25 protein-coding genes and 1 other RNA gene are annotated in these 22,907 nt (G+C 63.8%); 16 read left to right on the forward strand and 10 right to left on the reverse strand.

The window, feature by feature from the left end:
- The first annotated feature begins 124 nt into the window (after positions 1 to 124).
- The 6 genes from OKW45_RS15365 (at position 125) to OKW45_RS15390 (ending at position 5,973) form a co-directional block, all read left to right on the forward strand.
- A complete protein-coding gene (locus OKW45_RS15365; RefSeq protein ID WP_018421792.1) occupies positions 125 to 1,081 on the forward strand; it encodes a LysR family transcriptional regulator in 957 nt (318 codons plus the stop codon).
- A gap of 162 nt (positions 1,082 to 1,243) precedes the next feature.
- Positions 1,244 to 2,566: a Glu/Leu/Phe/Val family dehydrogenase gene (locus OKW45_RS15370; RefSeq protein ID WP_429469625.1), complete on the forward strand. Its 1,323-nt coding sequence runs from the start codon at positions 1,244 to 1,246 to the stop codon at positions 2,564 to 2,566.
- 282 nt (positions 2,567 to 2,848) lie between these two features.
- Positions 2,849 to 3,742: a glutamate/aspartate ABC transporter substrate-binding protein gene (locus OKW45_RS15375; RefSeq protein WP_018421790.1), complete on the forward strand. Its 894-nt coding sequence runs from the start codon at positions 2,849 to 2,851 to the stop codon at positions 3,740 to 3,742.
- A gap of 91 nt (positions 3,743 to 3,833) precedes the next feature.
- Positions 3,834 to 4,574, forward strand: coding sequence for an amino acid ABC transporter permease (locus OKW45_RS15380; protein ID WP_018421789.1), 741 nt, complete (start codon positions 3,834 to 3,836; stop codon positions 4,572 to 4,574).
- Complete coding sequence (gene gltK, locus OKW45_RS15385; protein ID WP_429469628.1) at positions 4,574 to 5,251, forward strand: glutamate/aspartate ABC transporter permease GltK; 678 nt, start codon at positions 4,574 to 4,576, stop codon at positions 5,249 to 5,251. The genes OKW45_RS15380 and gltK overlap by 1 nt, the downstream gene beginning before the upstream one ends.
- On the forward strand, positions 5,248 to 5,973 hold the full coding sequence (locus OKW45_RS15390; RefSeq protein ID WP_018421787.1) for an amino acid ABC transporter ATP-binding protein: 726 nt from the start codon (positions 5,248 to 5,250) through the stop codon (positions 5,971 to 5,973). The genes gltK and OKW45_RS15390 overlap by 4 nt, the downstream gene beginning before the upstream one ends.
- A 100-nt stretch (positions 5,974 to 6,073) precedes the next feature.
- On the opposite strand, the gene OKW45_RS15395 is transcribed toward OKW45_RS15390, so the two are convergent.
- Complete coding sequence (locus OKW45_RS15395) at positions 6,074 to 7,033, reverse strand: class II glutamine amidotransferase (RefSeq protein WP_429469631.1); 960 nt, start codon at positions 7,031 to 7,033, stop codon at positions 6,074 to 6,076.
- 163 nt (positions 7,034 to 7,196) lie between these two features.
- On the opposite strand from OKW45_RS15395, the gene pyrC reads away from it, so the two are divergent.
- The 3 genes from pyrC to rnpB all read left to right on the forward strand — a co-directional run bounded on the left by pyrC (position 7,197) and on the right by rnpB (position 9,647).
- On the forward strand, positions 7,197 to 8,258 hold the full coding sequence (pyrC, locus tag OKW45_RS15400; RefSeq protein WP_429469634.1) for a dihydroorotase: 1,062 nt from the start codon (positions 7,197 to 7,199) through the stop codon (positions 8,256 to 8,258).
- Between the two features lie 10 nt (positions 8,259 to 8,268).
- Positions 8,269 to 9,198: a DUF3025 domain-containing protein gene (locus tag OKW45_RS15405; RefSeq protein WP_429469637.1), complete on the forward strand. Its 930-nt coding sequence runs from the start codon at positions 8,269 to 8,271 to the stop codon at positions 9,196 to 9,198.
- A gap of 35 nt (positions 9,199 to 9,233) precedes the next feature.
- Positions 9,234 to 9,647: RNase P RNA component class A (gene rnpB / locus OKW45_RS15410), an RNA gene on the forward strand.
- 92 nt (positions 9,648 to 9,739) lie between these two features.
- Here rnpB and OKW45_RS15415 read toward each other — a convergent pair.
- Entirely contained in the window at positions 9,740 to 10,162 is a 423-nt protein-coding gene (locus tag OKW45_RS15415) for an OsmC family protein (protein WP_026226035.1), read from the reverse strand.
- 632 nt (positions 10,163 to 10,794) lie between these two features.
- Here OKW45_RS15415 and rplM point away from each other — a divergent pair.
- From rplM to erpA, 3 genes are all read left to right on the forward strand, one after another.
- On the forward strand, positions 10,795 to 11,223 hold the full coding sequence (rplM, locus tag OKW45_RS15420; protein WP_013090508.1) for a 50S ribosomal protein L13: 429 nt from the start codon (positions 10,795 to 10,797) through the stop codon (positions 11,221 to 11,223).
- Positions 11,224 to 11,234: 11 nt separating this feature from the next.
- Complete coding sequence (gene rpsI / locus OKW45_RS15425; protein WP_011489810.1) at positions 11,235 to 11,627, forward strand: 30S ribosomal protein S9; 393 nt, start codon at positions 11,235 to 11,237, stop codon at positions 11,625 to 11,627.
- A 235-nt stretch (positions 11,628 to 11,862) separates the two neighbouring features.
- A complete protein-coding gene (erpA, locus tag OKW45_RS15430) occupies positions 11,863 to 12,228 on the forward strand; it encodes an iron-sulfur cluster insertion protein ErpA (protein WP_013090506.1) in 366 nt (121 codons plus the stop codon).
- Positions 12,229 to 12,349: 121 nt separating this feature from the next.
- Here erpA and OKW45_RS15435 read toward each other — a convergent pair whose 3' ends face one another.
- Positions 12,350 to 13,480 carry an anhydro-N-acetylmuramic acid kinase gene (locus OKW45_RS15435; protein ID WP_429473291.1) on the reverse strand — a complete coding sequence of 377 codons (1,131 nt, stop codon included), beginning with the start codon at positions 13,478 to 13,480 and terminating at the stop codon, positions 12,350 to 12,352.
- 179 nt (positions 13,481 to 13,659) lie between these two features.
- Between OKW45_RS15435 and tyrS the strand changes: the two genes are divergently transcribed.
- The 3 genes from tyrS to OKW45_RS15450 all read left to right on the forward strand — a co-directional run bounded on the left by tyrS (position 13,660) and on the right by OKW45_RS15450 (position 16,136).
- Entirely contained in the window at positions 13,660 to 14,910 is a 1,251-nt protein-coding gene (gene tyrS, locus OKW45_RS15440; protein WP_018421781.1) for a tyrosine--tRNA ligase, read from the forward strand.
- Positions 14,907 to 15,365, forward strand: coding sequence for a D-aminoacyl-tRNA deacylase (gene dtd, locus OKW45_RS15445; protein ID WP_184022941.1), 459 nt, complete (start codon positions 14,907 to 14,909; stop codon positions 15,363 to 15,365). The genes tyrS and dtd overlap by 4 nt, the downstream gene beginning before the upstream one ends.
- A 102-nt stretch (positions 15,366 to 15,467) precedes the next feature.
- Positions 15,468 to 16,136: a histidine phosphatase family protein gene (locus tag OKW45_RS15450; RefSeq protein WP_429469640.1), complete on the forward strand. Its 669-nt coding sequence runs from the start codon at positions 15,468 to 15,470 to the stop codon at positions 16,134 to 16,136.
- Positions 16,137 to 16,172: 36 nt separating this feature from the next.
- Here the strand turns inward: OKW45_RS15450 and OKW45_RS15455 are convergent, their stop codons facing one another.
- The 4 genes from OKW45_RS15455 to ruvC form a co-directional block, all read right to left on the reverse strand.
- Positions 16,173 to 17,147, reverse strand: coding sequence for an oxygenase MpaB family protein (locus OKW45_RS15455; RefSeq protein WP_429469643.1), 975 nt, complete (start codon positions 17,145 to 17,147; stop codon positions 16,173 to 16,175).
- A 23-nt stretch (positions 17,148 to 17,170) separates the two neighbouring features.
- Positions 17,171 to 18,232, reverse strand: a complete 1,062-nt coding sequence (ruvB, locus tag OKW45_RS15460) for a Holliday junction branch migration DNA helicase RuvB (RefSeq protein ID WP_184022944.1) — start codon at positions 18,230 to 18,232, stop codon at positions 17,171 to 17,173.
- A gap of 30 nt (positions 18,233 to 18,262) precedes the next feature.
- The gene (gene ruvA / locus OKW45_RS15465; RefSeq protein WP_018421776.1) at positions 18,263 to 18,844 is read right to left on the reverse strand and encodes a Holliday junction branch migration protein RuvA; all 582 of its coding nucleotides are present in this window, start codon (positions 18,842 to 18,844) and stop codon (positions 18,263 to 18,265) included.
- 89 nt (positions 18,845 to 18,933) lie between these two features.
- Positions 18,934 to 19,476 carry a crossover junction endodeoxyribonuclease RuvC gene (gene ruvC / locus OKW45_RS15470; protein WP_018421775.1) on the reverse strand — a complete coding sequence of 181 codons (543 nt, stop codon included), beginning with the start codon at positions 19,474 to 19,476 and terminating at the stop codon, positions 18,934 to 18,936.
- Between the two features lie 131 nt (positions 19,477 to 19,607).
- Here ruvC and OKW45_RS15475 point away from each other — a divergent pair, with 131 nt between their 5' ends.
- Positions 19,608 to 19,847, forward strand: coding sequence for a hypothetical protein (locus OKW45_RS15475; protein ID WP_018421774.1), 240 nt, complete (start codon positions 19,608 to 19,610; stop codon positions 19,845 to 19,847).
- Positions 19,848 to 19,922: 75 nt separating this feature from the next.
- Here OKW45_RS15475 and purH read toward each other — a convergent pair whose 3' ends face one another.
- From purH to dusB, 3 genes are read right to left on the reverse strand one after another with little or no spacing between them, the layout of a single operon-like run.
- The gene (purH, locus tag OKW45_RS15480) at positions 19,923 to 21,488 is read right to left on the reverse strand and encodes a bifunctional phosphoribosylaminoimidazolecarboxamide formyltransferase/IMP cyclohydrolase (protein WP_429469646.1); all 1,566 of its coding nucleotides are present in this window, start codon (positions 21,486 to 21,488) and stop codon (positions 19,923 to 19,925) included.
- 55 nt (positions 21,489 to 21,543) lie between these two features.
- On the reverse strand, positions 21,544 to 21,777 hold the full coding sequence (locus OKW45_RS15485; RefSeq protein ID WP_429469649.1) for a Fis family transcriptional regulator: 234 nt from the start codon (positions 21,775 to 21,777) through the stop codon (positions 21,544 to 21,546).
- Positions 21,774 to 22,850 (reverse strand): tRNA dihydrouridine synthase DusB, encoded by a 1,077-nt coding sequence (gene dusB, locus OKW45_RS15490; protein WP_429469652.1) that lies wholly within the window; start codon positions 22,848 to 22,850, stop codon positions 21,774 to 21,776. The genes OKW45_RS15485 and dusB overlap by 4 nt, the downstream gene beginning before the upstream one ends.
- Positions 22,851 to 22,907: the final 57 nt, after the last annotated feature.

A 22,907-nucleotide genomic window follows, 5' to 3' on the forward strand; every position in this document is an offset into this window, starting at 1 on the left:
GGTCGGGAACGGAGGGAACCGTGGATTTTACCACCGTGATGCGATCGGCCCGCCCGGATGCGTCGGTCGCAATCCGCGCCGCTAGAATGCAGACTTCTTCCCTCTCGACGGCAAGCGCAATCGCATGGAACTGAAATGGCTCGAAGACTTCATTTCGCTCGCGGAAACGCGTAGCTTCAGCCGCTCGGCCGAGTTGCGCCACGTCACGCAGCCGGCTTTCTCGCGCCGCATCCAGGCGCTCGAAGCGTGGCTCGGCACGGAACTGATCGACCGTTCTGTTTATCCGACGCGGCTCACGGCGGCCGGTCAGGTGTTCAACGAGCAGGCGCTCGCGATGCTGTCGCAATTCCACGAGGCGCGCGCGCTGCTGCGCGGCCACACGGCGACGCCCCAGGCGACGATCGAATTCGCGGTCCCCCACACGCTCTCGCTCACTTACTTCCCGCGCTGGCTGCAGCGCATCGAGGCGCAGATGGGCCCGATCCACACGCGGCTGCGCGCGCTGAACGTGCACGACGCGGCGCTCTCGCTGGTGGAAGGCGGCTGCGATCTGATGATGGGCTACCACCATCCGAGCCATCCGGTCGCGCTCGATCCGGCACGCTACGACATGCTGACGCTCGGCCACGAGCCGATCAGCCCGTTCTCGGCGCCGGCCCGCGCGGGGCGGCCGCGTCACACGCTGCCAGGCTCGGCCGATGCGCCCGCGCCGTATCTGTCGTACACGCCGAACGCGTACCTCGGGCGCATGACCGAGGTGATTCTCGCGAACGCGCCGGAGCGCCTGTACCTTGACCGGCTCTACGAAACCGACATGGCCGAGGGGCTCAAGGCGATGGCGCTCGCCGGTCACGGCATCGCGTTTCTGCCGCATAGCGCGGTCGAAGATGCGGTGGCCGAAGGCCGGCTGATCCGCCTCGATCGCGCGACGCGCGGCACGCCCGAAGGGCAGCTTACGCTCAGCATGGAGATTCGCCTGTATCGCGACAAGCTCGCCGCGAAAAGCGACGACGCGCGGCAGATCCTCGTGCGGCAGTTGTGGGACGTGGTGTCGGAGGAACTCCGGCAGAGCGCCGCCTGAGCCGCCGCCTAAAACTCGAACTCGAACCTGCGTCCCGACGACGCGAATTTGCGGCTTTGCGAACGTTATGCAAAAAAAACATAACGGGATAAGGAAACGGCATTGGATTTCGATACGGCGTTTTTCCACAATGCCCGTACTCGATCAAACGCCGGAGCGTTCATGTCATCCCAACAACAAGCCGCAGAATCGGTACAAGCCGCCTCAACGTTGCAGTCCGTTCCGTCCTACCTCAATCGCGAAGACCTCGGCCCCTGGGGCAACTATCTGCGCCAGGTCGACCGCGTCGCGCCGTATCTCGGTTCGCTGTCCCGCTGGCTCGAAACCCTGAAGCGCCCGAAGCGCATTCTCGTCGTCGACGTGCCCATCGAACTCGACAACGGCACGGTCGCGCACTTCGAGGGTTATCGCGTGCAACACAACGTGTCGCGCGGTCCGGGCAAGGGCGGCGTGCGTTATCACCAGGACGTTACGCTCTCCGAAGTGATGGCGCTGTCCGCGTGGATGTCGGTGAAGAATGCGGCGGTGAACGTGCCGTACGGCGGCGCGAAGGGCGGCATCCGCGTCGATCCGCGCACGCTGTCGCGTGGTGAGCTCGAGCGCGTGACGCGCCGCTACACTAGCGAGATCGGCCTCATCATCGGACCGAATACCGACATCCCCGCGCCGGACGTGAACACGAACGAGCAGATCATGGCTTGGATGATGGACACGTACTCGATGAATCAGGGCCAGACGGCCACCGGCGTCGTGACTGGCAAGCCGATCACGCTCGGCGGCTCGCTCGGCCGTCGCGAGGCGACCGGCCGCGGCGTGTTCGTGGTGGGCTGCGAAGCGGCTCGCCGCATCGGCTTCGACATCGAAGGTGCGCGTATCGCGGTGCAGGGCTTCGGCAACGTCGGCGGCATCGCCGCGCGTCTGTTCCAGGAGGCGGGCGCGAAAGTCGTCGCGGTGCAGGACCACACCGGCTCGGTGTACAAGTCCACCGGCATCGACGCGGTCGCGCTGCTCGACTACGTCGCGAAGACGGGCGGCGTCGGCGGTTTCCCCGAAGCCGACGCGATCACCGGTGATGAGTTCTGGACCGTCGAGTCGGACATCCTGATTCCGGCGGCGCTGGAAAATCAGATCACCGAAAAAAACGCCGGCAAGATCAAGACCAGGATTATCGTCGAGGGCGCGAACGGCCCGACCACCACGGCGGCGGACGACATCCTGCACGATCGCGGCATCCTCGTGATTCCGGACGTGGTCGCGAATGCCGGCGGTGTGACAGTGTCATATTTCGAATGGGTGCAGGACTTCTCGAGCTTCTTCTGGACCGAGGACGAGATCAACGAGCGCCTCGAGCGCGTGATGCGCGAAGCGTTCGCGGCGGTTTGGCAGGTGTCGAGCGAGCAGAACGTGTCGGTGCGAACGGCTGCGTTCATCGTCGCGTGTAAGCGGATTTTGCAGGCGCGCGAGATGCGCGGCTTGTATCCCTGATGGACCGTGTCCTATCTTGTTTGAAACGGCGGTGACGCGGCCCGTATCCGGGCTGGGAGGCGAAACCGCCGAAACTTTGTGCATCAACGCGGTCCATAAGACGGCGTGTTCGACCGGCGGGCGGCATCCTATCGATGCCGCCCGCCTTCTCATATGCGCGAAACGGCCGTGCGGCGGCGCTGCGGGCCCATCGCGGCGTGCGCGCAACAGAATGGTTAATAGCGATACTTTCAGAAAAATTACTTTGTTACACTGGCGCCGGTTCTTGCCAAGGAGATCAAGATGAAGATTAAAAAAGCCGCGCTGCTGCTCGCGACTCTCGGACTGTTTACGGTTGGCGTGCATGCGCAAGACTCGGGCACGCTGAAAAAGATCAAGGATACGGGCGTCATTTCGCTGGGCCATCGCGAATCGTCGATCCCGTTCTCCTATTACGACGACAAGCAGAACGTGATCGGCTACTCGCAGGATTACGCGATGAAGATCGTCGAGGCCGTCAAGCAGAAGCTGAACATGCCGAACCTGAAGGTGAAGCTCGTGCCGGTCACGTCGCAGAACCGCATTCCGCTCGTGCAGAACGGCACGGTCGACATCGAGTGCGGCTCCACCACGAATAACCTCGAGCGTCAGCAACAGGCCGCCTTCACGAACACTATCTTCGTGATCGGCACGCGCCTGATGACCAAGAAAGATTCCGGCATCAAGGACTTCCCGGACCTGAAGGGCAAGACGGTCGTGACGACCGCCGGCACCACGTCCGAGCGCCTGCTTCGCAAGATGAACCAGGAGAAGAACATGGGCATGAACATCATCAGCGCGAAGGATCACGGCGAGTCGTTCCTGACGCTGTCGACGGGTCGCGCCGCCGCGTTCATGATGGACGATGCGCTGCTCGCCGGCGAGCGCGCGAAGTCGAACAACCCGGGCGATTTCGTGATCGTCGGCACGCCGCAATCGCGGGAGGCGTACGGCTGCATGCTGCGCAAGAACGACCCCGACTTCAAGAAGGTCGCCGACGACGCCATCGCGAAGGTGCAAACGTCGGGCGAAGGCGAACAGATCTACAAGCGCTGGTTCGAATCGCCGATCCCGCCGAAGGGCCTCAATCTGAACTTCCCGATGAGCGACGATATGCGTGCGCTGTTCAAGAATCCGAACGACAAGGCAATCGACTAAACCCTAGCTGCTTTTTCGACACTTTCGAAACGCTGAACGGAACGGAAGGGGCCACGCGCTTCTTCCGTTTCTTTTTGCCGGAGTCTTGGTCATGTCATATCACTGGAACTGGGGCATTCTGCTGAGTCCCGTCTCCACGGGCGAGCCGACCACCTATCTGGGCTGGCTGTTCTCGGGGCTGCGGGTGACGGTCACCGTGTCGCTGTCGGCATGGGTGATCGCGCTGATCGTCGGCTCGCTCTTCGGTGTGCTGCGCACGGTGCCCAACAAATGGGCGTCGGGCGTCGGCACCGTCTACGTCGCGATTTTCCGTAACATTCCGCTGATCGTGCAGTTCTTCATCTGGTATCTGGTGATACCGGAGCTGCTGCCCGTGTCGATCGGCAACTGGTTCAAGCAATTGCCGCCGGGCGCGCAGTTCTTCTCGTCGTCGATCGTATGTCTCGGGCTCTTCACCGCCGCGCGCGTGTGCGAGCAGGTGCGCTCGGGCATCAACGCGTTGCCGCGCGGCCAGCGCGCGGCCGGTCTCGCGGTGGGCTTCACGCAATGGCAAACGTATCGCTACGTGCTGCTGCCGGTCGCGTACCGGATCATCGTGCCGCCGCTCACCTCCGAGTTTCTGAACATCTTCAAGAACTCCGCGGTCGCCTCGACGATCGGTCTGCTCGATCTGTCCGCGCAGGCGCGCCAGCTCGTCGACTACACGTCGCAAACTTACGAGTCGTTCATCGCGGTCACGGTCGCATACATGCTGATCAATCTGATCGTGATGCAACTGATGCGCTGGGTCGAAGTGAAGGCCCGGCTGCCCGGCTATATCGGAGGAAAGTGATGCATCATTTCGACTGGAGCGGTATTCCGGGCGCGCTGCCTACGCTATGGACCGGCGCGATCATCACTTTCAAGATCACGCTGATCGCGATCGTATTCGGCATTATCTGGGGCACCATTCTCGCGATGTTTCGACTGTCGCCGATCAAGCCGCTCGGATGGTTCGCGCAGGCTTACGTGACGGTCTTCCGTTCGATCCCGCTCGTGATGGTGCTGCTGTGGTTCTTCCTGATCGTGCCGCAGGTGCTGCAAAGCGTGCTCGGTCTGTCGGCCGACATCGACATCCGGCTCGCTTCGGCGATGGTCGCGTTCTCGCTGTTCGAGGCCGCGTATTATTCGGAGATCATCCGCGCCGGCATTCAGGCGGTGCCGCGCGGCCAGGTCAACGCGTCGTTCGCGCTCGGCATGACCTATGGGCAAGCGATGCGCCTGATCGTGCTGCCGCAGGCGTTCCGCGCGATGGTGCCGCTGCTGCTCACGCAGGGTATCGTGCTGTTTCAGGACACGTCGCTCGTCTACGTGATCAGCCTCGCCGACTTCTTCCGCACGGCTACGAATATTGGCGATCGTGACGGCACGAACGTCGAGATGGTACTGTTCGCGGGCGCGTGTTATTTCGTGATCTGCGTGATCGCGTCGAGCCTCGTCAAAGGTCTTCAGAAAAAGGTCGCAAGATGATCTCTATCAAGAATGTTTCGAAGTGGTACGGCCATTTCCAGGTGCTGACCGACTGCACGACGGAAGTCAAAAAGGGCGAAGTGGTCGTGGTGTGCGGGCCGTCCGGTTCGGGCAAGTCCACGCTGATCAAGACCGTCAACGGACTTGAGCCGTTCCAGAAGGGCGAGATCGTCATCAACGGCCAGTCACTGACCGACAAGAAAACCAATCTCTCGAAGCTGCGCTCGAAGGTCGGCATGGTGTTCCAGCATTTCGAGCTGTTTCCGCATCTGTCGATCGTGCAGAACCTGACGCTCGCGCAGGTCAAGGTGCTGGGCCGCTCGAACGACGAGGCGACCGCGAAGGGCCTGAAGCTGCTCGATCGAGTTGGGCTGCGCGAGCATGCGGACAAGTATCCGGGGCAGTTGTCCGGTGGTCAGCAGCAGCGCGTGGCGATTGCGCGCGCGCTGTCCATGGACCCGATCGCGATGCTGTTCGACGAACCGACCTCGGCGCTCGACCCGGAGATGATCAACGAAGTGCTCGACGTGATGGTCGAACTCGCGCAGGAAGGCATGACCATGATGTGCGTGACGCACGAAATGGGCTTCGCGAAGAAGGTCGCGCATCGCGTGATCTTCATGGACAAGGGTTTGATCGTCGAAGACGACCGCAAGGAAGACTTCTTCGCGAACCCGAAGTCGGATCGCGCGAAGGATTTTCTCGCGAAGATTCTGCACTGAGGGTCGGCGTGCAGGCCTCGTTTCGGGGCTCGCGCGGGAAGAAAAAAAGCCGCTCCATGGAGCGGCTTTTTGTTTCGCAGGCGTAGGGTGACGCTGCGGCTTACGACTCGAACGCTGCCGTGTCATCGGCGGCTTCGAGATCGGTTTCGCTGTCGGGTGAAAGCGTGGTTCCGCTCGTGCCCACCGCGTGCGCGCCGTTCGACGCCGCGATCGTCGTGGCCGACGCCGATGCGTCGAGCGCCGGATTGTGCAGCTTTTCGAGCACCGACTGCGGCACCGGGATATTGGCGCGGCCGATCACGTCGCCATGCTGGAACATCAGCAGATCGCCGGGCTTGAACGCGGTCCACACTTCGTTGTCGGTCAGCGGCTTGGTTGCGATCACCGCGACGCGGTCTTCGGGCGTCGTATATTTGGCGAAATCGATCGACACGTCCGCGTCGACCAGATGCGCGGTCGAAAACGGCCAGCGACGCACGAGGTAATGCAGATGCGTCGAGCAATGCGCGAACAGGGCCTGGCCGTTAGACATCAGGAAATTGAACACGCCGTACTGCGTGATTTCACGCGTGAGCGTCTCGAGCGCGGCGAACAGCTCGTGAAGCGGCGGCTGCTGAGCGCCCGGAAAAGCCTTACGCAAACCTTCCAGCAGCGCGCAGAACGAGAGTTCGCTGTCGGTCGTGCCGACCGGCTGATACACGCCGTTCAGTTCCGGCGCGTAAGCCTGCAGGTCGCCGTTATGCGCGAAGATCCAGTGACGCCCCCACAGTTCGCGCATGAACGGGTGGCAGTTTTCGAGCAGGATGTGCCCTTGCGTCGCCTTGCGGATGTGCGCGATCGTGTTTTTCGATTTGATCGGGTAGCGCTTGACCATCTCGGCGATCGGCGACGTGGCCGACGATTGATGATCGATGAACAAGCGGCAGGCCTTGTCTTCAAAGAAAGCGATGCCCCAGCCGTCGGCGTGGTGATCGGTGACGCCGCCACGCGCCGCAAAGCCGGTAAAGGAAAACGTGACGTCCGTCGGCGCGGCGCAGTTCATTCCGAGAAGTTGGCACATGTTGCAGGTGAGCCTGTGAACGGAGTGAGCCGTTACAATGATGATTTTCCAAGCATATCACCGAGCCGGAGACGCCAAATAGCAAAATTGACATGTGTTTGGGCCGCTACAACGCGGTTTGACCGGTCGATCAGCGATGCGCGCGAAGTCTCGTATTCCTGCCATGACTGCTTCCAACGTTTCCCCCGATTCCGTCACACTGGTCCGCCCGGACGACTGGCATCTGCACGTGCGCGACGGCGCGATGCTCGCGGCCGTGCTGCCTGACACCGCGCGCCAGTTCGGTCGCGCGATCATCATGCCGAACCTGAAGCCGCCGGTCACGACGACCGCGATGGCGAAGGCATATCGCGAGCGCATCATCGCCGCGATTCCCGAGGGCGCGAAATTCGAGCCGCTGATGACGCTGTACCTGACCGACAACACGCCGCCCGACGAGATCCTCCGCGCGCGCGAGAGTGGCTTCGTGCACGGCGTGAAGCTGTACCCGGCGGGCGCGACGACGAATTCCGACGCGGGCGTCACCGATCTGATGAAGTGCGCGAAGACGCTGGAAGTGATGCAGGAAGTCGGCATGCCGCTGCTCGTGCATGGCGAGGTGACCGATTCGGACATCGATCTGTTCGATCGCGAAAAGGTCTTCATCGATCGCGTGATGATGCCGCTGCGCCGCGCATTTCCGGCGCTGAAGGTCGTGTTCGAGCACATCACGACGAAGGACGCGGCCGACTACGTCCGCGAAGCGGGCGTCGCGCCGGAACTGCTTGGCGCTACGATCACCGCGCACCATCTGCTGTACAACCGCAACGCGATTTTCCAGGGCGGCATCCGTCCGCATTACTACTGCCTGCCGGTGCTCAAGCGCGAGACCCATCGCGTCGCGCTGGTCGAGGCGGCGACCTCGGGCGATCCGCGCTTCTTCCTCGGCACCGACAGCGCGCCGCATCCGAAGGGGCTGAAGGAACACGCGTGCGGTTGCGCGGGCTGTTACACCGCGCTGCACGCGCTCGAGCTCTATACCGAAGCATTCGACAAGGCCGGCGCGCTCGACAAGCTCGAAGGCTTCGCGAGCTTCCATGGTCCGGACTTCTACCGTCTGCCGCGCAATACGGAGAAGGTCACGCTGCGTCGCGAGGAATGGACGCTGCCGGCCGAGCTGCCGGCCGGCGATACGCCGGTCGTGCCGCTGCGAGGCGGAGAGTCGATTGGCTGGCGTCTCGTTTGAGCTGCAGTAGATGCGGGAGCGTGAGGCGGGGCAGCGCGCTGCCAATATTGATAGGCCGGCGAAAGCGGGCTCCGCGGTAGCGCATGAAGCCGCGGCGGCCAAAGTTGCGCGCGGCATGGCACCCGAGCCTCTGCCACTGTGCTTCGCCGCAATCGACTGGTCGAAGCCGTGGTTCGCGCAATTCGCCACACGCGGTCAGCGTTGGCAGCAAGCCGCGCTGACCGGCTACGCGGACCTTCTCGCCGCGATGAACGCCGACGCCGCCCAGATGCAACAGACCACGGGCCGCGGCCAGCCTCTTGCGTTCATCGCGCAGGACGACCTGCCACCGGGTGCCGCGTACGAGGGGCATATAGCGTCGACCGGTTGCGTGCCGACGCGCCACAATCTGCACGACTTCTTCAACGGTTCGATGTGGTTCGCGTTTCCGCGCATCAAGGCGGCGCTGAACGCGCGCCAGTCGGCGGAACTCGACGTGCTCGGCGTCGGCCCGACGCGTGGCGGCGTGCGCGACATGCTGACTCTCTTCGACGAAAACGCGCTGCTGTTCGCTTGCGCCGATTATTCGCTGAGCGCCGCGCTACGCGGCTTCGAGTGGCAGACGCTCTTTATCGCGTGGCGCGATGCGTGGGGGCGGAGCTGCGAAGTGCGGTGCTTCGGCCATGCGCTGCTCGAAAAGCTGATCGCGCCGTTCAAGGGCTGCACCGGCCATGCATGGATCGTCGACGTTCCGGCAGAGTATTTCGAATGGGACACCCCGGCGCGCGACGCATGGCTCGATGAAGCCGTCAGCGCGGCGCTGCTCGGCCCCGACGCTTTGACGAGCCGCATGTTCGCGCCGCTGCCGGTGCTGGGCATTCCGGGCTGGTGGCCCGAGAACGAATCGCCGGCGTTCTACGACGATACGTCCGTGTTCCGCACGGGGCGGCGCAAGCGCTAGGCGCTTCCGCGTTCGGTGTTAAAATTCGCGCCAGCAAAGCAGGCCAGGCAGTCGCGGCCTCGACGGCTTCGGCCAACGAGGGCGAGGAAAGTCCGGACTCCACAGGGCAGGGTGATGGCTAACGGCCATCCGTGGCGACACGCGGAATAGGGCAACAGAAAGCAAACCGCCGATGGCCCGGCGCAAGCCGGGATCAGGTAAGGGTGAAACGGTGCGGTAAGAGCGCACCGCGGCTGTCGCAAGGCAGACCGGCACGGTAACCTCCACCCGGAGCAATTCCAAGTAGGCAGGCGCGCATCTTCGCGATGCAGGACGGGGCCCCCGTCTCGTCTGCGGGTAGGAAGCTTGAGCGCGTCAGTAATGGCGCGCCTAGAGGAATGGCTGCCACGCGGGTCGAGTCTTCGGGCGCGGCCCGTGCACAGAATCCGGCTTATCGGCCTGCTTTGCCGCTGAATAAGAAAAGCCGGCGTCCGTTGGGACGCCGGCTTTTTCATTTGGGGCGGAGTGGCGGCCGTGGCCGCCATCGCTATCGCTATCGCGCTCAGAGCGCGACGATGTCGAATGAATGCGTGAGCTCGGCGGTCTTCGCGATCATGATCGACGCCGAGCAGTATTTGTCGTGCGAAAGGTTGATCGCGCGCTCGACGGTCGCCGGGTTCAGATTCTTGCCCGTCACCGTGAAGTGGAAGTGGATCTTCGTGAACACCTTCGGATCTTCGCTCGCGCGCTCGGCCTTCAGCGTCACAGAGCAGCCGGCGATCTCCTGGCGGCTCTTCTTCAGGATCATCACGACGTCGTAGGCGGTGCAGCCGCCGGTACCGAGCAGCACCATTTCCATCGGGCGCGGCGCGAGGTTGCGTCCGCCACCCTCGGGTGCGCCGTCCATCGCGACCAGATGACCGCTGCCCGTCTCGGCCGCGAACGCCATCCCGTCTTGTCCCATCCAGCTTACTTTGCATTCCATGCTGTCTCTCCCACCGCGCATCGCTTTGTCGAGACGGCATTGTAGCCCTGTGTCTGACGATTGGCGCACGCTGAGCGCATCCCGCGTTCATGCACGGCGATTGCTTTCTTCTTGCGATGCGGAATGGGCGGGTTGCAGAATTCCTCGTCCAGTTTAGGGAACTTAGTCTAGGGAATGTCTGATGCGATTCGAATTCGTTGGCCTTTAGTGCTTGATCCAAAAGGAGTTTCGTCAAACGTCCCCGCGCATCGAATCTGTCACATTATGAAAATTGATTTTACAATGCAAATCATCTTGCGTTGCACGAGGGTGCACTCTTACCATTTAGTCCATCGTTGCAGCAGTTCTGCAACCTCCGCTACCTCCTCCACCTCCTCCTTTGGTGGATTAAACCCGAACCGCTCGTTCGGGTTTTTTCGCCCGCGTTTGTCAGGCGTTTCGCCCCATTTCCTGACCGCGCGCGGCGAGCGCATCGCACGTTTTGACTTGCCAGCACAAATTCCTTTATAATTCAGGGCTTTTCCGCATCCGCGCCCGCGGAAGAAGAACCAGGGAGAGCCTGCACGCGCCTCGATGCGCACACTACAAGCAGGAAAGAAAACATTGGGCGCAGCAATTTTTTTGGATCGATCATGAAGACGTTTTCCGCAAAAGCCCATGAGGTGACGCGCGAATGGTACGTGATTGACGCGACGGATAAGGTTCTCGGGCGTGTCGCCAGCGAAGTGGCACACCGTCTTCGCGGCAAGCACAAGCCTGAATTCACTCCCCACGTCGACACCGGTGATTTCATCATCGTCATCAACGCTGGCAAGCTGAAGGTCACGGGCAACAAGGTTACCGACAAGAAGTACTACCGTCACTCGGGCTACCCGGGCGGTATCTATGAAACGACGTTCGGCAAGATGCAGGAACGCTTCCCGGGCCGCGCGCTCGAGAAAGCGGTCAAGGGCATGCTGCCGAAGGGTCCGCTCGGCTACGCGATGATCAAGAAGCTGAAGGTCTACGCTGACGCAACGCATCCGCATTCGGCACAACAGCCGAAGGCGCTCGAGATCTAAGGGGAGCCCACATGATCGGTAACTGGAATTACGGCACGGGCCGCCGCAAGAGCGCCGTCGCTCGCGTGTTCATCAAGGCAGGCAAGGGCGACATCGTTGTGAACGGCAAGCCCATCGCCGACTACTTCTCGCGCGAAACGTCGCTGATGATCGTGCGTCAACCGCTGGAACTCACGAACCACGGTGTCACGTTCGACATCAAGGTCAACGTGACGGGCGGCGGTGAAACGGGGCAAGCCGGTGCGGTTCGCCACGGCATCACCCGCGCGCTGATGGACTATGACGCGACGCTGAAGCCGGAACTGTCGAAGGCTGGCTTCGTCACGCGTGACGCTCGTGAAGTCGAACGTAAGAAGGTCGGCTTCCACAAGGCACGTCGCCGCAAGCAATTCTCGAAGCGTTAATCGTTTCGGGCGTGAACCGGCCCTCGCGCCGGTTTGCAGCAAAAGCCGCCAACGCCACGCGCGAAGGCGGCTTTTTTTATGGTTCGCCGGGGTTCGCACCCCGGTCCCGTTCGCTCAAGTGCCAACGGATCGCCTCGCATCGACCTTGCAGCAAGAGCGCATTGATTTTGTGGACTTCAGCACGATATCCGGAACAGCCCTACAATATCGGCTAAAGCTTTTTGGAGAGTTCGAAATGAACGCAGTCACCGACACCCCCGTGACCGAGATGCCGGCCCCCTTCGTCTTCACCGACGCAGCGGCTGACAAGGTCAAGCAACTGATCGATGAGGAAGGCAACCCGGAGCTCAAGCTGCGCGTGTTCGTGCAGGGCGGCGGCTGCTCGGGCTTCCAATACGGCTTCACGTTTGATGAAGCGATCAACGAAGACGACACCGTGATGAACAAGAGCGGCGTCCAGCTGCTGATCGACTCGATGAGCTACCAGTACCTGGTCGGCGCCGAAATCGACTACAAGGACGACATCAACGGCGCGCAGTTCGTTATCAAGAACCCGAACGCGACCACGACGTGCGGTTGCGGTTCGTCGTTCTCGGTCTGAGCGCAAAGGCTCGTCAAGCCAGAGCGAAGAAACGGGGCCGAGAGGCCCCGTTTTTCATTGCCTTCGTGCCGCAGAATCCGCGTGCGGCAACAAAAGGTGTTTGTTTTCAGTTCATCCCTTCTCAGCGCGGATAAATCGCCCCCAGCACCCGCTCCGCGGACGCTCCCGTCACGCTTGGCAGACTGCCCGGCAGACGCGCGATGCAGCGCATCGCGAGCCACGCGAACGCGAGCGGCTCAACCTGGCTCGGCGGCACGCCGAGCGCGTCGGTCGTCATCACGGGCACGCCGCTTACGCCGCTGTCTTCGAGCGCCTGCTGCAACGCCTTCATGATCTCCGGATTGCGCGCGCCGCCGCCGCACACGTACACGGCCCGCGCATCGGATGCATGCCGCTCAATCTCGCGCGCGACCGTCACCGCGGTCAGCGCGACGAGCGTCGCCTGTACGTCGGCTGGTGCGAGCGCGGAGAACGGCTCGAGCTTCGCATCGAGCCATGCGGTGTTGAACAGATCGCGGCCGGTGCTCTTGGGCGGCTGCTCTGCGAAGAATGGTTCGTCGAGCAAAGCGTTCAGCAGCTTGCGATCGACCTGGCCACTCGCCGCGAAATGACCGTTCTCGTCGAATGGCTTGCCGAGCTGGCGCTCGGCCCACACGTCGAGCAGCGCGTTCGCCGGGCCGCAGTCGAAGCCGCGCACGCCGCCGGCCGCGTTCAGGATTGTGATGTTGCTGATTCCGCCAAGATTGCAGACGACGCGCGTTTCGTCCTTCGCACCGAAGATCGTCGCATGAAAAGCGGGCACGAGCGGCGCGCCTTGGCCGCCTGCCGCGACGTCGCGGCTGCGGAAATCGGCGACCACGTCGATATGGAGCATTTCCGCGAGCAGCGCCGGGTTGTTGATCTGCCGCGTATACCCCTTTTCCGGCCGATGCCGCACGGTCTGCCCATGGACGCCGATTGCGCGGACGTCATCGGCCGATACGCGGCTGTCGCGCAGCAGATCGTGGCAGCACACCGTGTAGCGCGTCGCGAGCGCGTTGGCGGCGAGCGACTCGCGCTCGATCTCGTTGTCCCCCGGCTGTTGAAGCGCGAACAGCGCTTCGCGGATGCCGGCCGAAAAGCCGACGAACGCTTCGGCCAGGACCTCGGGCGGCTTCCCATTGGCAAACCGGACGGCCACGCCGTCCACACCGTCCATGCTGGTTCCGGACATCAGTCCGAAATAGATGCCGTCTGCGGGATCTTGCGCCACGTCGCTGCTCCTGTCGATGTTCATTGCGATTCGTTGTAGCAGATTATCGGCGCAAACGGCGAAGGTGATGCGAGCGGCAACGAATTGGCCGGTCGCAGGGCCGTGCGGGGCGCGTGAGTGGGCGCGGCGGCGCGCATCTATGGGACAATCCTGTTTTTTCGCGACTTCACGTTTCCAGCATGAGCACCGAGTCCACCCAGCCCAATCCCGCTTCCGCCTTCCCGATCACCGACGAAGTCCGTCACGCGCTCGCCGTGACCAAGCGCGGCGTCGACGAACTGCTGATCGAAGACGAATTCGCGCAAAAGCTTGCGCGCAGCGCGGCGACGGCCAAGCCGCTGCGCATCAAGCTCGGGCTCGATCCGACCGCACCCGACATCCACATCGGCCACACGGTCGTGCTGAACAAGATGCGCCAGCTGCAGGACCTCGGCCACACGGTGATTTTCCTGATCGGCGACTTCACGTCGCTGATCGGCGACCCGTCCGGGCGCAACGCGACCCGCCCGCCGCTCACGCGCGAGCAGATCGAATCGAACGCGAAGACCTATTTCGAGCAAGCCGCGCTCGTGCTCGATCGCGACAAGACCGAGATTCGCTACAACAGCGAATGGTCGATGCCGCTAGGCGCCGACGGCATGATCAAGCTTGCGTCGCGCTACACGGTCGCACGCATTCTCGAGCGCGAGGACTTCACGAAGCGCTTCCAGGGAGGCGTGCCGATCTCGATCCACGAATTCCTGTACCCGCTGATGCAGGGCTACGACTCGGTCGCGCTGAACGCGGACCTGGAGCTCGGCGGCACGGATCAGAAGTTCAACCTGCTGGTGGGTCGCGAGTTGCAGAAGCAGTACGGCCAGGAGCAGCAGTGCATCCTGACGATGCCGCTGCTCGAAGGGCTCGACGGCGTCGAGAAAATGTCGAAGTCGAAGAACAACTACATCGGCATCAGCGAAAAGCCGACCGACATGTTCGGCAAGCTGATGAGCGTCTCCGACACGCTGATGTGGCGGTACTTCGAACTGCTGTCGTTCCGTCCGATGGACGAAATCGCCGGCTTCAAGCGCGAGGCCGACGCGGGCCGTAATCCGCGCGATTTCAAGGTGATGCTCGGCCAGGAAATCGTCGCGCGCTTCCACTCGCAGGCGGACGCCGAACGCGCGCTCGAGGACTTCAACCATCGCGCGAAGGGCGGCGTGCCCGACGATATCCAGGCCGTGACGCTCGCGGGCGCACCGCTCGCGATCGGCCAGTTGCTGAAGCAGGCGAACCTCGTACCGTCGACTAGCGAGGCGCTGCGCAATATCGAGCAAGGCGGCGTGAAGATCGACGGCACCGCGGTGTCCGACAAGAGCCTGAAGGTCGAAGCGGGCGAGTACGTCGTGCAGGTCGGCAAGCGCCGTTTCGCGCGCGTGACGCTGACGGCGTGATCGCGCTAATCCAACGCGTGCGGCGCGCCGAAGTGCGCGTCGCCGATCGCGTGACCGGCGCAATCGACGCGGGCCTGCTTGCGCTGGTCTGCGCGGAGCGCGGCGACACCGAGGCCACGGCCGACAAGCTGCTCGCCAAGGTGCTCGGTTACCGCGTGTTCAGCGACGCGGCCGGCAAGATGAACCTGTCGGTGCAGAATCTCGACGGCGCCGGACGCGCGGGCGGGCTGCTGCTCGTGTCGCAGTTCACGCTCGCGGCCGATACCAACAGCGGCCTGCGCCCGAGCTTCACGCCGGCCGCGCCGCCCGACGAGGGCAAGCGCCTTTTCGACTACTTCGTCGCGGCCGCGCGCGCGAAGCATCCGATCGTCGAGACTGGCGAGTTCGGCGCGGATATGCAGGTGTCGCTCGTCAACGACGGGCCGGTCACGTTCTGGTTGCAGACCAACGCGTAAACGAACGCAAACGTTCGAGCCCGCCCTCGCCGCAGGCGAGCCGTGCCGCTGCACTTTGCGACAATAGTCGCTCGACACAACCGCGAACGGCACCTCTCTCTCATGACGACGCAGATCCTGTTTATCCGGCACGGCGAGACCGACTGGAACCGCATCAAGCGCATTCAAGGCCACATCGACATTCCGCTCGCGACGACCGGCGTCGCGCAGGCGCGACGTCTCGCGCAGCGCCTCGCCGACGAGGCGAAGCAGGGCGCGCGTCTCGACGCGATCTATGCGAGCGACTTGCAGCGCGCGCAGCAGACCGCGCAGCCGATCGGCGAGGCGCTCGGCCTGCCCCTGCAGTCGCGCGAGAACTTGCGCGAGCGCTCGTACGGCGCGTTCCAGGGCCATGACAGCGACGAGATCGCGCTGCGTTTCCCCGACGAATACGCGCAGTGGCAAACCCGCGATCCTGGCTTCGCGCCGCCCGAGGGCGAGTCGCACCGCGTGTTCTACCACCGCATCGTGCATGCGATCGAGCCGCTCGTCGCCGCGCATCCGGGCGGGCGCATCGCCTGTGTCACGCATGGCGGCGTGCTCGACTGCGTGCGCCGCTTTGCAACCGGCATGCGGCTCGACGCACCGCGCGACTACCCGCTGCTGAACACCAGCCTGAACGTCGTAGATTGCGGGGACGGTCGCGCGACGATCGTGTCGTGGGCGGACGTAACGCATCTCGACGCGGGCAGCGCCGACGATGATGGTTTCAGGAAGGGACCGGGGCGGTAAGCAAAGGCGGGCAATGGCCCGAGACGCGTGCCGCAATCAATCCTGCTCCCGCACCGCCGCCGCGCGCCGCCTGGCCCGCTTCGATACTCCATTGACCAGCGCCCAGCGGATCACCGGCGCGACGACCCGCACGCCAGGCCGCGCGAAGGTTCGACGCAGCGCCGCGTGGCGATTCAAGCCGAGCATCGTCTGCGCCCAGTCGGGCAACAGATCGACCCCTGCGTTGAGCATCAACGTGCCGGCGGGTCGCATCGCGAAGCTCGGTGCCGGCGCGTTCATCAGAATCCTCACGACTTCGCGCGTGCGCTCGCTCGCGACGAGCGCAGGCCGCATCGCGAGCAGGTACGCCTCGATCTCGGCGCGCGAGCGCGGAATATCGACGGCGCCGAGCATTTCCGCGATGCGCGCGGTTTCCGCGAAGTATTGATCCTGCGCCGCGACGGACAGCACCGGATTCACATAGCGCAGATGCGCGGTCATAAAGCTCGACACTTCCGCGACGTGCACCCACGTCAGCAGCGCGGGCTCGCTCGCGCGATACGACTGGCCGTCCGGTGCGACGCCGGTCACGTCGAGATGAATGCGCTTCACGCGCTCGATCAGCGCGAGCGCATCGTTCTTGCTGCCGTACGTCGTGCCGGCGATGAACGTCGCCGTGCGACGCAGCCGGCCCAGGATGTCGGTGCGAAAGCTCGAGTGATCCCAGACGCCCGCGAGCGCGAGCGGATGCAGCGCCTGAAGCAGCAGCGCGCTGATGCCGCCCGTCATCATCGACGTGAAGTCGGCGTGGACTTTCCAGCAGACGGAGTCCGGCCCGAACAGGCCGGGGTCGCCCGGTGGCGACGAGTAGTCGAGCACCGCTCCGCTGCTGGTCGTCAGATGCGTGACGCCGGCGGCGAGCTTCGAGCGCAGGCGGTGGGTCAGGCGCTGAGTGAAATTGCCGGACGGGTCGCCGGCGGGATTGACAGGTGAACGGTTGGAAGGGCCGGGTTGCTGGGTCTGGTCTGACATCCTGGTCGGCCTCGTCGCGTGACTCAGTTCGTGGAATCCCACAGACCCGGCCGCGCGCTCGCTGAATCCGGCGCGGCCAGCCCGAAATGCCGGTACGTGAGCAGCGTGGCGATGCGGCCGCGCGGCGTGCGCTGCAGGAAGCCCTGCTGGATCAGATACGGCTCGAGCACGTCTTCGATCGTGTCGCGCTCCTCGCCGATTGCCGCCGCGAGATTGTCGACACCGACCGGGCCGCCGTCGAACTTGTACAGGATCGCTTCGAGCAGCTTGCGGTCCATCAGATCGAAGCCGACCGCGTCGACGTCGAGCATGCTGAGCGCGGCGTCGGCCACCTGCGCGGTGATGTTGCCGTCGGCCTTCACTTCGGCGAAGTCGCGCACGCGCCGCAGCAGGCGGTTCGCGATACGCGGCGTGCCGCGCGCGCGACGGGCGATTTCGAACGCGCCGTCCGGATGGATCTGCGCGCCGAGCAGCGCGGCCGAACGCGTGACGATGCGCGTGAGCTCCTCGGCGTTATAGAACTCGAGTCGCGCGACGATGCCGAAGCGGTCGCGCAGCGGATTGGTCAGCATACCAGCGCGTGTGGTCGCGCCGACCAGCGTGAACGGCTGCAAATCGAGCTTCACGCTGCGCGCGGCCGGCCCTTCGCCGATCATGATGTCGATCTGATAATCCTCGAGGGCTGGATACAGGATTTCCTCGACGACCGGCGAGAGCCGGTGGATTTCGTCGATGAAAAGAACGTCGTTGGCTTCGAGATTTGTCAGCAGCGCGGCGAGGTCGCCGGCGCGTTCGAGCACCGGCCCCGACGTTTGCCGCAGATTGACGCCCATCTCGCGCGCGATGATGTGCGCGAGCGTGGTCTTGCCGAGGCCCGGCGGCCCGAACAGCAGCACGTGGTCTAGCGATTCGGAACGGCGCTTCGCGGCCTCGATGAAGATTTCGAGCTGGCCCCGCACTTTCTCCTGCCCGACATATTCGTCGAGCTGACGCGGGCGCAGCGCGCGCTCGAACGCTTCTTCGTTCGGCGACACGGGCGTGGCCGCGATGATGCGCTCGGCGGCGAGTTTGTCGGTTTCGATCATGCGGTCATTGTAACGCGCGTGGCTTGGAGCTTAGCCCTTCGACAGCGCCTTCAACGCGAGCTTGATGCCCTCGGACACGCCCGTACCGGCCGGGACGTTCTTGATTGCCGCGAGCGCTTCTTTTTCCGAGTAGCCGAGCGCGAGCAGCGCATTGAGGATGTCGGAGGCGTGGTCGGATGGCGACGCGGCGCCCGCCATCGCGCCGAGGTCGGCGCCGAGCTTGCCCTTCAGTTCGAGCAGCAGCCGCTCGGCGGTCTTCTTGCCGATGCCCGGTACGCGCGTGAGCCGCGCGGCGTCCTGCATCGTGACGGTCTGCGCGAGCTCCGCGACGCTCATGCCCGACAGCACCGCGAGCGCCATGCGCGCGCCGATGCCGGAAATCTTCAGCAGTTCGCGGAACGTCGCGCGTTCCTGCGCGGTGCCGAAGCCGTACAGCAGATGCGCGTCCTCGCGCACGATCATCTGCGTGAGCAGCACGATGCGCTCGCCGGTCGACGGCAGGTTGTAGAAGGTGCTCATCGGCACGTCCACTTCATAGCCGACGCCGTTGCAGTCGACGAGCAGATGCGGCGGATTTTTTTCCAGCAGAACGCCGGCGATGCGACCAATCATGGCGGATTAGTTTTCAGAGTCGGATGGGAAAGCGCGAGTGTAGCGCAGCGGCTCGGCGGCGCGAACGGCATGGCGGGTCATGCGTCGCGCTAGCCGACCAGACGGCCGCGCCGCACGCGCAGACCCTTCTTCGCGAGCGCCGGTGCGATGCCGCCGAGCGTGCTCAGTATCGAACCGCCGTGCGCGTGGCAGATTGCCATGCCGAGCGCGTCGGCGGCGTCTGTGCCGGGCACGCCCGACAGGCTCAGCAGCCGCACAACCATCTGCTGCATTTGCTCCTTGGTCGCGCGGCCATAGCCGACCACCGACTGCTTCAGCTGCAGCGCGGTGTATTCGGCGACCGGCACGCCGCCCGCGACGAGCCCGCAGATCGCGGCGCCGCGCGCCTGGCCGAGCAGCAGCGTCGACTGCGGATTGACGTTGACGAAGACTTTTTCGATCGCCGCCTGATCCGGCGCGTGCTCGCGGATCAGCGTCGAGATGCCCGCGAAGATGGTGCCGAGCCGCGACGGCAGATCGGCGTCGGCGGTACGGATCACGCCGCTTGCGACGTAGCTCAGTGTGTGGCCGTGTTGTTCGATCACGCCGAAGCCAGTCACTCGCAGGCCGGGGTCGATGCCGAGAATTCTCATGAGGTGCCGCACAAGCGATAAAAACCGGGTGCCTGCGATACTACAACGAACGCGGCGCGCGGCGGCCCGCTGGCAGCATGCTTAGCGGAATAAAAGCTGCTAAAGGCTTTGCTCAAGGAGGGCGATCGAGAATGGAGCGCTACCGCAATCTCAGCGGCGACTCGGGTGTCGACGCTTACGAAATCGGCGACGATTTCATCAAGGTGCGCTTTCGGCCGGGCGTCGTGTATTGGTACACAGAGGCGAGTGTCGGCGCCGAACATGTCGCAGTGCTGAAACGTCTCGCGCGGCGGGGCCGGGGTTTGGGTACGTACATCAGCCAGCATGCGCAGGTGCGGGACGGTTATGCGCGCAAAGAGCCGGACGATTGAACGCGTCGCCTCGAAACGAAAGGCCCGGCGGGACAACCCGCCGGGCCTGTCTTGCGGCTACCGAACTTCAGCCAATCAATGACGGAAGTGCCGCACGCCCGTCAGCACCATCGCGATGTTGTGCTCGTCGGCAGCGCTGACCACTTCGTCGTCGCGCACCGAGCCACCCGGCTGGATCACGCAGGTCGCGCCTGCCGCGACGACCACGTCGAGACCGTCGCGGAACGGGAAGAACGCGTCCGATGCGACCGCCGAACCGGCCAGCTTCAGACCGGCGTTCTGCGCCTTGATGCTCGCGATGCGCGCCGAGTCCACGCGGCTCATCTGGCCCGCGCCGACGCCGAGCGTCATACCGTTTGCGCAGAACACGATCGCGTTCGACTTCACGTACTTTGCGACTCGCCATGCGAACAGCAGGTCGTCCATTTCCTTCGGCGTGGGATGGCGCTTCGTGACGACGCGCAATTCGCGCGGCTGCACGTTCTTCGAGTCGAGCGACTGCACGAGCAGGCCGCCGCCGACGCGCTTCAGATCGAACGTGTTATGGCCTTCGCCCAGCGCGATTTCGAGCAGACGCACGTTCTGCTTCGCCGCGAACACCTGACGCGCTTCGGCGCTGAACGACGGCGCGATCAGCACTTCGACGAACTGCTTCGCCACCGCTTTCGCGGCCGCTTCGTCGACTTCACGGTTGAACGCGATGATGCCGCCGAACGCCGAGGTCGGATCGGTCTGGAATGCCTTCGAATACGCTTCGTGAGCGTCCGCGCCGACCGCGACGCCGCAAGGATTCGCGTGTTTGACGATGACGCAGGCCGGCACGTCGAAGGTCTTCACGCATTCCCACGCCGCGTCGGAGTCGGCGATGTTGTTGTACGACAGTTCCTTGCCCTGCAACTGGTTGTAATTGGCGAGCGCGCCGGCCGGCACCGCCAGGTCGCGGTAGAACGCCGCGCTCTGATGCGGGTTTTCGCCGTAGCGCAGGTCCTGCACCTTGTCGAACGCCATGTTGAAGGTGGCCGGGTACTCGTTGCGCGACGAATGCTGCAACTCGTCGGTCAGGCTCGTCAGGTAGTTCGTGATCGCGCCGTCGTATTGCGCGGTGTGCGCGTACACCTTGGTCGCGAGGCGGAAGTTCGTCTTGTACGACACCGTGTTGCCGTTCGAGCGCATTTCGTCGAGCACGACCGCGTAGTCGGCCGGATCGACCACTACTGTCACGTCGCGGTGATTCTTTGCGGCCGAGCGCAGCATCGTCGGGCCGCCGATGTCGATGTTCTCGATCGCGTCCTCGAGCGAGCATTCTTCCTTCGACACGGTCTGCACGAACGGGTACAGGTTCACCACGAGCAGGTCGATGGTCGGAATGTCGTGCTTCTCGAGTGCGGCCATGTGCTCGGGCAGGTCGCGGCGCGCAAGGATGCCGCCGTGCACCTTCGGATGCAGCGTTTTCACGCGCCCGTCGAGCATTTCCGGGAAGCCCGTGTAGTCGGCGACTTCGGTGACGGACAGGCCCGCGTCCGCGAGCAGTTTCGCGGTGCCGCCGGTCGACAGGATCTTGATGCCGAGGTCCGACAGCGATTTGGCGAAGTCGACGATGCCGGACTTGTCGGAAACGGAGATGAGCGCTTGCTTGATCATGATGAAGACGAAAAGCCGAAGGGAAACGTGGCAGGGCGCGAGAAACTACGACGCGCTACAGCAAACCGTGTTGTTGCAGCTTCTTGCGCAGCGTATTGCGGTTGATGCCGAGATACTCGGCGGCCAGCGACTGGTTGCCGCCGGCCTGCTCGAGCACCACTTCGAGCAAAGGTCTTTCCACGCATGAAATGACCATGTCGTAGACGTCGTGCGGATTGGAGCCGTCGAGATCCTGGAAATACACGTCCAGGCTGTCGCGGACAGATTGTTCGATGTTGTTCTTGCTCATGCTGCTAGTCGGTCGGGGTTGTCCTCGCTCTCGCTGTCGGGCCCGGGGTTGCCGGGCGCTTCGTCGACGTAGACGAGGCGGTCTGAGATCGCCTTTTGCGCGTCAAAGAACTCGTTGACGGCGAGGAGTTGTTCGCGCGTGGTGTCCAGCGTATTCATGCGATGCCGGAACAGGTTGGCGCCGGAAAGGCCGCGAGTGTACCAGCCGATGTGCTTGCGCGCAGTGCGGACACCGGTAAATTCCCCGTAAAAAGCGTAGTGATCTTCGAGATGTTCGTTCATCACCTGCTGGATTTCGTCGATGCGCGGTGGCGGCAGCAGCTCGCCCGTTTGCAGGAAATGCTCGATCTCGCGGAACAGCCACGGACGGCCCTGCGCGGCGCGCCCGATCATGATCGCGTCCGCGCCGGTCGCGGCGAGCACCTCGCGCGCCTTTTGCGGTGACGTGATGTCGCCGTTCGCGACGACCGGAATGCGCACCGCCGCCTTTACCGCGGCGATGGTTTCGTACTCGGCGTCGCCGTGGTACAGGTCCGCGCGCGTGCGGCCGTGCACGGTCAGCATCGAAATGCCCGCTGCTTGCGCGAGACGCGCGACGTTCAGCGCGTTTTTGTTCTCGCGATTCCAGCCGGTGCGGATTTTCAGCGTGACGGGCACCGCGTCGGGTCCGACGCCGACCGCGTTCACGACGGCCTCGACGATGCGCTGCACGAGCGGTTCGTTTTGCAGCAGCGCCGAGCCGGCCGCGACGTTGCAGACCTTCTTGGCGGGGCAGCCCATGTTGATGTCGATGATCTGCGCGCCGTTCGCGACGTTGTAGCGGGCGGCTTCGGCCATCATCTCCGGGTCCGCGCCGGCGATCTGCACCGCGATCGGCTCGACCTCGCCTTCGTGGTTCGCGCGGCGCATGGTCTTTTCGCTCTTCCACAGCTGCGCGTTCGACGCGACCATTTCCGACACCGCATAGCCAGCGCCGAGCCGTTTGCACAGCTGGCGGAACGGTCGGTCGGTCACGCCGGCCATCGGGGCGACGAACAGGTTGTTACGCAGATTGTGGGGGCCGAGAGGGGGCATGGCGTGAGCGTGCGCCGCCGACGGGCCAGGATTTGACAATCGTGACAGCCGGCGCAG

Source organism: Paraburkholderia lebeckiae, from assembly GCF_050436225.1.
Taxonomy (GTDB): Bacteria; Pseudomonadota; Gammaproteobacteria; order Burkholderiales; family Burkholderiaceae; genus Paraburkholderia; species Paraburkholderia tuberum.

Coding starts and splice junctions, on each gene's coding strand:
- OKW45_RS15415 (WP_026226035.1), bottom strand. CDS start 10,162: ATGGAATGCAAAGTAAGCTGGATGGGACAAGACGGGATGGCGTTCGCG.
- ruvB (WP_184022944.1), bottom strand. CDS start 18,232: ATGATCGAAACCGACAAACTCGCCGCCGAGCGCATCATCGCGGCCACG.
- tyrS (WP_018421781.1), top strand. CDS start 13,660: ATGAGCACCGAGTCCACCCAGCCCAATCCCGCTTCCGCCTTCCCGATC.
- gltK (WP_429469628.1), top strand. CDS start 4,574: ATGCATCATTTCGACTGGAGCGGTATTCCGGGCGCGCTGCCTACGCTA.
- rpsI (WP_011489810.1), top strand. CDS start 11,235: ATGATCGGTAACTGGAATTACGGCACGGGCCGCCGCAAGAGCGCCGTC.
- OKW45_RS15395 (WP_429469631.1), bottom strand. CDS start 7,033: ATGTGCCAACTTCTCGGAATGAACTGCGCCGCGCCGACGGACGTCACG.
- purH (WP_429469646.1), bottom strand. CDS start 21,488: ATGATCAAGCAAGCGCTCATCTCCGTTTCCGACAAGTCCGGCATCGTC.
- dusB (WP_429469652.1), bottom strand. CDS start 22,850: ATGCCCCCTCTCGGCCCCCACAATCTGCGTAACAACCTGTTCGTCGCC.
- OKW45_RS15365 (WP_018421792.1), top strand. CDS start 125: ATGGAACTGAAATGGCTCGAAGACTTCATTTCGCTCGCGGAAACGCGT.
- OKW45_RS15485 (WP_429469649.1), bottom strand. CDS start 21,777: ATGAGCAAGAACAACATCGAACAATCTGTCCGCGACAGCCTGGACGTG.
- OKW45_RS15405 (WP_429469637.1), top strand. CDS start 8,269: ATGCGGGAGCGTGAGGCGGGGCAGCGCGCTGCCAATATTGATAGGCCG.
- OKW45_RS15450 (WP_429469640.1), top strand. CDS start 15,468: ATGACGACGCAGATCCTGTTTATCCGGCACGGCGAGACCGACTGGAAC.
- OKW45_RS15455 (WP_429469643.1), bottom strand. CDS start 17,147: ATGTCAGACCAGACCCAGCAACCCGGCCCTTCCAACCGTTCACCTGTC.
- rplM (WP_013090508.1), top strand. CDS start 10,795: ATGAAGACGTTTTCCGCAAAAGCCCATGAGGTGACGCGCGAATGGTAC.
- OKW45_RS15390 (WP_018421787.1), top strand. CDS start 5,248: ATGATCTCTATCAAGAATGTTTCGAAGTGGTACGGCCATTTCCAGGTG.
- OKW45_RS15380 (WP_018421789.1), top strand. CDS start 3,834: ATGTCATATCACTGGAACTGGGGCATTCTGCTGAGTCCCGTCTCCACG.
- OKW45_RS15375 (WP_018421790.1), top strand. CDS start 2,849: ATGAAGATTAAAAAAGCCGCGCTGCTGCTCGCGACTCTCGGACTGTTT.
- ruvC (WP_018421775.1), bottom strand. CDS start 19,476: ATGAGAATTCTCGGCATCGACCCCGGCCTGCGAGTGACTGGCTTCGGC.
- ruvA (WP_018421776.1), bottom strand. CDS start 18,844: ATGATTGGTCGCATCGCCGGCGTTCTGCTGGAAAAAAATCCGCCGCAT.
- pyrC (WP_429469634.1), top strand. CDS start 7,197: ATGACTGCTTCCAACGTTTCCCCCGATTCCGTCACACTGGTCCGCCCG.
- OKW45_RS15370 (WP_429469625.1), top strand. CDS start 1,244: ATGTCATCCCAACAACAAGCCGCAGAATCGGTACAAGCCGCCTCAACG.
- erpA (WP_013090506.1), top strand. CDS start 11,863: ATGAACGCAGTCACCGACACCCCCGTGACCGAGATGCCGGCCCCCTTC.
- OKW45_RS15475 (WP_018421774.1), top strand. CDS start 19,608: ATGGAGCGCTACCGCAATCTCAGCGGCGACTCGGGTGTCGACGCTTAC.